Origin of the sequence: Pseudomonas sp., from assembly GCF_026224925.1 — a bacterium.
Lineage (GTDB): Bacteria > Pseudomonadota > Gammaproteobacteria > Pseudomonadales > Pseudomonadaceae > Aquipseudomonas.
Genome location: NZ_JAMFRV010000085.1, coordinates 1 through 7,174 on the forward strand (window position 1 = coordinate 1; position 7,174 = coordinate 7,174).

A 7,174-nucleotide genomic window follows, 5' to 3' on the forward strand; every position below is an offset into this window, starting at 1 on the left:
GCCTGCGCCAATTGCAGCAAGTGCTCGGTGATCATCTTGCGTGGGACTGGATTGATCGCCGGCTCGCCGACCTCAAGCACCAAGCCAGGGCGCGTCACGGTGCCCACGCCTGGTCCCGCGACAAAGCGCACACCGCTTTGCGCCATCAGCCGGACTCGGGAAAACACCAGCGCGCCATGGGTCACGTCCGGGTCGTCGCCGGCATCCTTGATCGTCCCGGCCTCAGCGCCATCGGCAAACGCACGGCAGAACTCCAAGCGCATTTGCACCCGCTTGCCCTTGGGCAACACGATGTCCACGGCGTCGTTAACCTCGCCAGTGAGCAACCATTGCGCCGCCGCCAAACAGGTCGCCGTGGCGCAACTGCCGGTGGTGTAACCGGAGCGCAGCGGTGCGGGTTGTTCGGTGGTTTCGGCGCGCATCAGGGTTTGATCGCTTCGAGCAGGGTGATGGGCAATGCCTGACGCCAGGTATCGAATTCTCCCAACGGCTTGGCCTGGGCCACATGCAGACGGGTCAACTCGCCGCCGTTCAACTCGCGCCACACCACCAGCGTGGCTTCGCTTTGTAGGGTGACCGCGTTCGCCACCAAGCGTCCGCCGGAACGCAGTTGTTGCCAGCAGGCGTCGAGTACACCGGGCCGAGTGACGCCGCCGCCGATGAAAATTGCATCTGGGGTTTCCAGGTTGAGCAGTGCGTCAGGCGCCCGGCCGCGAATCAATTGCAGGCCAGGCACCCCCAGTGCGTCACGGTTGTGTTCGATCAATAATTGACGGCTTTCATCGGCTTCGATGGCCAGCGTTCGACAACTTGGGTGCGCGCGCATCCATTCTATGCCGATGGAGCCGCAACCCGCGCCGACATCCCAGAGCAGTTCGCCCGGCGCCGGTGCCAGGCGGGCGAGGGTGATGGCGCGGACGTCACGCTTGGTCAGTTGGCCGTCGTGTTCGAATGCGCTGTCGGGCAGCCCTGCCAGTAACGAAAGGCGTGGCGCGTTGGCGTCAGCACGGCACTCGATGGCGACTAAATTCAATGCGGCGATGGGTTGATCAGTCCATTCAGCGGCGATCCCGTCGACTCGCCGCTCGGCGTCGCCGCCCAGATGCTCAAGCACGGTCATGTAACTCGGGCCATAACCGCGGGCCCGCAGTAGTTCTGCAATCGCGGCGGGGCTGCTGCCGTCGTTGCTCAACACCAACAGGCGTAACCCGTTATGAACCTGGGCGTTTAACGCGGCTAGTGGCCGGGCAACCACCGACAGGGTTACGACATCTTGTAATGGCCAACCCAAGCGCGCCGCGGCCAACGAGTAAGACGAGGGGGAGGGCAGCACCCGCATTTCTTCGGTATCGACCTGCCTGGCAAGGCTGGCGCCGACACCAAACAGCATCGGATCGCCGCTGGCCAACACACAAATCGGCGTGCCGCGCTGCTCCAGAACCGGTTTCAGCGAGAAAGGACTGGGCCAGAGAATGCGTTTTGCACCAATACACGCCGGCAATAAATCCAACTGACGTTGGCCGCCAAACACCTGGGTAGCGCCCAGCAGCGCGTGGCGAGCCGTCTTGCCCAAGCCCTTGAAGCCTTCTTCACCGATTCCCACGACTGTCAGCCACGGCGCCATGCACTTTCCTCAACCGACTTATTACACAGTTCCGACAGACCGGCTTTTCATGCCTGCGGACAAAGCAGGCATAATACCGCGCCCACGGGGCTGTAGCGTTTTTGATATTTCTTGCGGGTGACCCTTGAACGAGCCGAAGTCCACATTGCCTTTACGCCCCTCGGCTTGCCCGGGGTTGTTGCGTATCGTGTCGGCGCTGGATGGAGGCATCTGCCGCATAAAGCTCGCAGGCGGTTCAATCACGTCGGTCCAGGCCACGGCGGTGGCCGATGCAGCGCAGCGTTATGCGAGCGGAGTGATCGAGGCGACCAACCGCGCCAACTTGCAAATTCGTGGCATTGGTGCCGAACAGGGCGCATTGATCGCCCTCTTGTTGGACGCCGGTCTGGGGCCAAACAACGCCGCAGGCGACGACGTTCGCAACCTGATGCTTAGTCCTACAGCGGGGATTGATCCGCAGCAGTTGTTTGACAGCCGCCCGTTGGCCCAGCAGATTCTCGATACCTTGCAAAACCAGTCTCGCTTTCATGACCTGTCGCCCAAGTTCGCGATTTTGCTGGATGGTGGCGAAGGGTTGGCCATGGGTGAACATCCTCATGATCTGTGGCTGTCGGCTCGGGTCATTGATGGGGAGACTGTATTGGTGTTCGGGTTGGCTGGTTGTCCGGCTGATGACGAACCGCTCGGCGTCGTTTCGCTGGCGGATGGGCACGAGTTAGTGGTCGCAGTGCTGGATGCTTTTCTTGAGCGGGCGCGGCCCGAGCAAACGCGGATGCGTCATGTGTTGGCGCAAATGCCGGTTGAGGAGTTTCTTCAAGCCATCGCGCGCCTTTGTGGGAGCGAATTCATTCGCGAAAGCAACAGCGCGGTCGATCAGAAAAACCGCGACGCCCGCTTCCCGAATGAATTCGGTCCCACAGAGTTCCGACCTGCGTTGCATTTGGGGCTGTACCAACAATCGGTCGCCGGACTGGTTGCTGTTGGCGCCGCTGTGCCGTTGGGCCGCTTAGATGCATCAATGTTGCGAGCCGTCGCGCAGTTGGCGGCTGACTGGGGTGATGACAGCCTGCGGTTTACACCGTGGCAAAGCGTGCTGCTGCCCAATGTCCGCGCGGAACACGCCGCAACGGTAATGTCCGGGTTGCAATCGGCAGGGTTAATCTGCGATTCCCAACGTCCGCTGGCACACATAATTGCCTGCACCGGTTCGGCTGGCTGTGCCAAGGGGCTAGCCGACACCAAAGCCGATGGCCTGAAGCTGGCGTCGTCTTTCGAACACCACGGCCTAAGCTTGCCCGTGCACCTAACGGGCTGCTCACGCTCGTGTGCCGCCGCGCATACCGCGCCGGTGACCTTGCTGGCGACCAGCACTGGACGATATGACCTTTATTTTCGCGATACGCAGCAGCCGGGTTTCGGCACGTTGCGGGCGCGTGACCTCACTATAGACGCAGTCGGCGCGTTGTTCGTCGCCGACTCACGGAGCAGTACTGATGATTGATTACATCCGCGACGGTCAGGAGATTTATCGCAACTCCTTCGCGATCATTCGCGCCGAGGCCCGGCTCGATCAGATTCCGGCCGACCTGGAAAAACTCGCCGTACGGGTGATTCACGCCTGTGGCATGGTCGAGGTCATCGAAGACCTGCGCTTCTCACCGGGTGCCGGTGCTGCCGGCCGCAAAGCCTTGGCCGCCGGTGCGCCAATCCTGTGTGACGCGCGCATGGTCTCCGAAGGCGTGACCCGCACGCGCTTACCCGCCAACAATCAGGTGATTTGCACCCTCAAGGACGACAGCGTCCCAGAGCTGGCGCGGGAACTGGGCAACACCCGCTCCGCTGCCGCACTGGAACTGTGGCGTCCGCACTTGGAAGGCGCCGTGGTGGTCATCGGTAACGCGCCGACTGCGTTGTTCTACTTGCTGGAAATGCTCGATGCAGGCGCCCCGAAACCGGCGTTGATCCTCGGTTTTCCAGTAGGCTTCGTCGGTGCGGCAGAGTCCAAGGCAGCATTGGCTGCCGACAGCCGTGGCGTGCCGTTTGTGATCATGCAGGGACGTCGTGGCGGCAGCGCCATGGCGGCGGCTGCGGTCAATGCCCTCGCCACGGAGATCGAATAATGCAGCAACCCGGTCGTTTGATTGGTCTGGGCGTCGGCCCCGGCGATCCTGAACTGATAACCGTTAAAGCCTTGCGCCTGCTGCGTGAGTCACCCGTGGTTGCCTACTTCGTGGCCAAAGGCAAGAAAGGCAATGCTTTCGGCATCATCGAAGCGCACCTGCAAGGTGCGCAAACCTTGATGCCGTTGGTGTACCCGGTTACCACTGAAGCGTTGCCGGCGCCGTTGTCGTATGAACAAGTCATCAGCGACTTCTACGACGAAGCCAGTGAATCCCTGGCCGCGCATCTGGATGCCGGACGGGATGTGGCGGTGATCTGCGAAGGTGATCCGTTTTTCTACGGCTCCTATATGTACCTCCACGACCGCCTCGCTGAGCGTTACGAGGCTGAAGTCGTGCCCGGCGTGTGCTCGATGCTCGGTGGCGCTTCGGTACTGGGCGCGCCGTTGGTGTACCGCAATCAAAGCCTGTCGGTGCTGTCTGGCGTGCTGCCCCACGATGAACTCAAACGCCGTCTGGCCGATGCCGATGCCGCCGTGATCATGAAATTGGGCCGCAACTTCACCAAGGTGCGTCAGGTATTGGAAGAGCTGGGCATGGCCGAGCGCGCCTTGTACGTTGAGCGCGCGACCATGTCCAACCAGAAAATCGTGGCCCTGGACCAGGTTGAACCCATGTCGTCGCCGTATTTTTCTCTGATCATTGTTCCCGGCGAGCGGTGGCAAGGCTGATGAATGCTCACCCTCCAGCCATCGTTATTCTAGGCAACGGCAGCCTCGGCACGGCGCGACGCATTCAACAGCTGTACTCGGGCTCGCAGATTCATGGTCTTGCGACGCGGGTCGACGGCGCGGACCTGACCTACACCGAGTTCGGCAGTACCCTGCGTCAGCTGTATCAGCAGGACACTCCAATCATCGCCTTGTGCGCTGCCGGGATTGTCATCCGGACCTTGGCGCCACTGTTGCTGGAAAAAGGCGCAGAGCCGCCGGTGCTGGCCGTGGCTGAAGACGGCAGTGCGGTGGTGCCTCTGTTGGGCGGTTTGGGCGGCGTTAACGTCATGGCCCGCGATATCGCGGCAGGGCTGGATGTGGCAGCGGCCATTACCACCAGTGGCGAATTGCGTTTCGGCACCTGCCTGCTGAACCCGCCGAGTGGCTATGCCTTGGGCGACCTCGAACTGGGCAAGCGTTTTGTCTCTGATCTGCTATCGGGCGAAAGCGTGCGCATCGAAGGCGCGGCGCCGTGGTTGGCCGAGGCGCAGTTGCCCGAAGACCAGCACGCGCAGTTGGCGATTCATGTGAGTTGCGCCGAGCGGGAACCATCATCGAACGAATTACTGATTTATCCGCGCAGCGTGCTAGTGGCGGTGAGTGCGTCTGGCCCTGAGCTGGCATCCCGCGTTCGCGGGGCATTGCATACCTCCGGCATTGCCGTTCAGTCATTGGCGTGCTTGCTGGCGAACGATACGCAGATGGCCGATCCTGAGCTGCACCAAGCAGCGACTGAATTGAACGTTGCGCTGCGATTTGTTGCCGCGCAAACCTCTGCCAGTGAGTTGGCGCAACAGGCATTGCCGCAGTTGCTGGCGCCGATCTGTGTCGGTGATGACATTGCTATCGTGGTTGCTCCGCAGCCGTTGGACGTGCAGGGGATCGGCCGTGCACGCGGGCGTTTGGCGGTGATCGGTCTCGGTCCTGGTGCGGCAGAATTGATGGTGCCTGCGGTCAAGGCAGAGCTGGCGCGGGCTAACGATATTCTCGGTTATGAAACCTACGTGCGCATGGCCGGGCCATTTCGCACTGACCAAGTGCAGCACTGTACGGATAACCGCGAAGAAATGCAGCGCGCGCGCCATGCCTTCGAACTGGCCGCTCAAGGGCGTTCAGTGGTGGTGGTGTCGTCGGGCGATCCCGGCGTATTCGCCATGGCCTCCGCCGTGCTTGAGGCGCTGCATGAGTCGAGCAACGCCGAATGGCACGCGGTTGATCTGGAAATTTTGCCGGGTGTTTCGGCATCCCTGGCGACCGCAGCACAGGCGGGTGCGCCACTGGGTCACGATTTCTGCGTGATGTCGCTGTCGGACAACCTCAAACCGTGGGACGTGATTGAAAGGCGCCTGGAACTGGCGTCTCAAGCGGACTTGGCCTTGGCCTTTTACAACCCCATTTCCCGCTCGCGCCCTTGGCAGCTTGGCCGCGCCCTGGAAATTGTCCGCCAACATCGCACTCCTCAAACCCCCGTCACCCTGGGCCGCGATATCGGTCGCCCTGGGCAAACACTGCGCGTGATCACACTGGGCGAACTGACTCCGGACCAAGTGGACATGCGGACCATGGTGCTGATCGGCTCATCCACCACCTGCACGTTCCCGCGAGCTGATGGCGGTCGTTGGGTGTATACGCCAAGGTGGTATGGGGAAAAGCCGCAGGGGTGAATTTGGTTCAAGCTTTCTGTAGGAGATTGCGCCCCGTCTTCGACACTGCGCTGTCGCGCAGCAAACACAAGGCCTGTAGGAGCTGCCGAAGGCTGCGATAGGCCGGGGTCGCGGGCGACCGGTAGGACCTTCAGCGGGATGACGAAAGCGACCGGTTCCCGGTCGATCGCAGCCTCCGGCAGCTCCTACGGATGGTCGTGTCGGTCTGTTGTTTTTGGAATTTAAGTCGTACGAAAAGTCTTTGGTTTGAGGGGTAAAAGACTTGATGTCATAGGGCGGATTTCGTTGAATTAGCGATGAAATATCAGAGCGCTGCGTATTCAGCTGCCTGGCAGTGGTATTGGGAATTTTAGAAATATTTGACGTCCCTGTTAGGGAGTGAAAAACGATCAGAAATATGCGCTAGTTTAATTGCTGCCCAACAAGGGCGGTCATTAAATTAAAAGGATTTGCATATGAACAGTCACATCGAAACCGCAGACCGTATCCAGGGTCTTCTCAGTTATATTGCAGACTGTGAACTGCCTGACGAGTACTCGGCTGCGGCTGAGCTTAATAGTTCTGTACTTCGCCGGTCCCGTCGTTCGTTGGCCGTGGACGAAAAAACACAAAGTGCGGCTGTCGTCGCCAATAACATAGTCTCCTTTGTTGCGGGTATGTCGAAGCAGAACAAAGAAGATATAAAAAACTCCATTTTGCTTGCAACGTTGGTAGCCAATAAGGCATGCCCTGAGTTATCGGGTCAACGTTGGTATACAAAATATATGGAAGTACTGTCCAAAGCGTGTGCCTGGGTTCCAGGTGGCTGGAAATATGTCGATTTTACGGCCACCGAACAAAGGTTCACCATGGACGAAGTGGGTATAAGTATTCTCTCGAAAGCCGTGGCTGCGGTGGCAGCTCCCGGCGCCGGCGCTATGCTGCTGTTGGGTGTTGCTCAGCAGGCGATTGAGGCACTTCAAGCCAATCAAAAACCGCTAAAACTATTTGAAC

At 60.1% G+C, this 7,174-nt stretch carries 6 protein-coding genes and 1 pseudogene; 5 read left to right on the forward strand and 2 right to left on the reverse strand.

The window, feature by feature from the left end; translation table 11 throughout:
- A partial coding sequence (locus tag M0974_RS03760) for a cobalt-precorrin-5B (C(1))-methyltransferase (protein WP_297833006.1) occupies positions 1 to 422 on the reverse strand: 422 nt, incomplete at its 3' end.
- A complete protein-coding gene (gene cbiE / locus M0974_RS03765) occupies positions 422 to 1,624 on the reverse strand; it encodes a precorrin-6y C5,15-methyltransferase (decarboxylating) subunit CbiE (RefSeq protein WP_297833008.1) in 1,203 nt (400 codons plus the stop codon). The genes M0974_RS03760 and cbiE, both read right to left, overlap by 1 nt.
- A 124-nt stretch (positions 1,625 to 1,748) precedes the next feature.
- Here cbiE and cobG point away from each other — a divergent pair, with 124 nt between their 5' ends.
- The 5 genes and pseudogenes from cobG to M0974_RS03790 all read left to right on the forward strand — a co-directional run.
- On the forward strand, positions 1,749 to 3,125 hold the full coding sequence (cobG, locus tag M0974_RS03770) for a precorrin-3B synthase (protein WP_297833010.1): 1,377 nt from the start codon (positions 1,749 to 1,751) through the stop codon (positions 3,123 to 3,125).
- Complete coding sequence (locus M0974_RS03775) at positions 3,118 to 3,744, forward strand: precorrin-8X methylmutase (protein ID WP_297833012.1); 627 nt, start codon at positions 3,118 to 3,120, stop codon at positions 3,742 to 3,744. The genes cobG and M0974_RS03775 overlap by 8 nt, the downstream gene beginning before the upstream one ends.
- Entirely contained in the window at positions 3,744 to 4,475 is a 732-nt protein-coding gene (locus M0974_RS03780; RefSeq protein WP_297833014.1) for a precorrin-2 C(20)-methyltransferase, read from the forward strand. The genes M0974_RS03775 and M0974_RS03780 overlap by 1 nt, the downstream gene beginning before the upstream one ends.
- Positions 4,475 to 6,181 (forward strand): precorrin-3B C(17)-methyltransferase, encoded by a 1,707-nt coding sequence (gene cobJ, locus M0974_RS03785; protein ID WP_297833016.1) that lies wholly within the window; start codon positions 4,475 to 4,477, stop codon positions 6,179 to 6,181. Before M0974_RS03780 ends, cobJ begins: the two co-directional genes overlap by 1 nt.
- Positions 6,182 to 6,636: 455 nt before the next feature.
- Positions 6,637 to 7,174: pseudogene (locus M0974_RS03790) on the forward strand (hypothetical protein); the annotation flags it as partial.